Consider the following 1,052-nt stretch of genomic DNA (forward strand, 5'->3'; position numbering starts at 1 on the left):
CTTGATCCCGGCCATGGCAGGGGGGGCCGTACCCTTCAACGAAGAGCAGGTCCGCCGGTACAGTCGTCACATCATCCTCCCTGAGGTGGGCGGGAAGGGGCAGCGCAAGCTCTTGAACAGTTCGGCGTTGCTCGTCGGGGCGGGCGGTCTGGGCTCCCCTGCGGCCCTCTATCTGGCCGCTGCCGGTGTCGGTCGCCTTGGCATTATTGATGCCGATGTGGTGGACCTGAGCAACCTGCAGCGACAGATTCTCCATCACATGGATGATGTGGGACGACCGAAGGTCGTCTCGGCGGTCGAGGCGATTGGTCAGATAAATCCCGACGTGAAGGTGGAGCCGATTCAAGCGGTCCTCTCCTCGGCGAACGCGAAGGAGGTCATCAGCCAGTATGACCTGGTGGTGAACGGCTGCGACAATTTTCCGACCCGATACCTGGTCAACGACGCCTGTGTACTCCTGAAGAAACCCCTCGTGGACGGGTCTATCTTCAAGTTCGAAGGCCAGGTGACGGTCTTTGTCCCCGGTCACGGCTGCTATCGCTGCCTATACCCCGCGCCCCCGCCACCAGGGCTGGTCCCAAGCTGTCAGGAGGCCGGTGTGCTTGGCGTGCTGTGCGGTATCGTCGGGAGTCTCCAGGCGATCGAAGCGATTAAACTGTTACTTGGGATCGGCGACTCCCTGGCCGGGCGACTCCTCTTCTTCGATTCGTTGGGAATGGAGTTTCGGCAGGTCAAGGTGCGGCGAGCCTCCGATTGCCCGGTTTGCGGAGACAATCCGACCATCACCGATCTGATCGATTACCACGAGTTTTGTGGAGTGCCAGGCGGTGATCACTGAGGCCGCGAACGGTGTAGCGATGGTCCGGATGATGGGCCTGGGCCTCATCACCGGGGTGGCGTTCGGGTACGCCCTGCAGCGCGGCCGCTTCTGTATGAACTCGACGTTCCGCGATATCCTGCTGGCACGGGATCTTACCCTGCTGCGGGCCTATCTCCTGGCTCTTTTGATTCAGATGGTCGGAGTCAGGGCGATGGCGGCGTTGGGTCTGTTC

General features: G+C 61.5%; 2 protein-coding genes. Both read left to right on the forward strand.

Annotation, left to right across the window (positions count from 1 at the left end; genetic code table 11):
- Positions 1 to 13 precede the first annotated feature (13 nt).
- The gene (gene moeB / locus KGL31_06705) at positions 14 to 838 is read left to right on the forward strand and encodes a molybdopterin-synthase adenylyltransferase MoeB (GenBank protein MDE2321593.1); all 825 of its coding nucleotides are present in this window, start codon (positions 14 to 16) and stop codon (positions 836 to 838) included.
- Positions 828 to 1,052: YeeE/YedE family protein (locus tag KGL31_06710; protein ID MDE2321594.1), on the forward strand; the 225-nt coding region annotated here is incomplete at its 3' end. The genes moeB and KGL31_06710, both read left to right, overlap by 11 nt.

It is taken from the genome of Candidatus Methylomirabilota bacterium (assembly GCA_028870115.1).
Classification (GTDB): Bacteria; Methylomirabilota; Methylomirabilia; order Methylomirabilales; family Methylomirabilaceae; genus Methylomirabilis.

Coding starts and splice junctions, on each gene's coding strand:
- moeB (MDE2321593.1), top strand. CDS start 14: ATGGCAGGGGGGGCCGTACCCTTCAACGAAGAGCAGGTCCGCCGGTAC.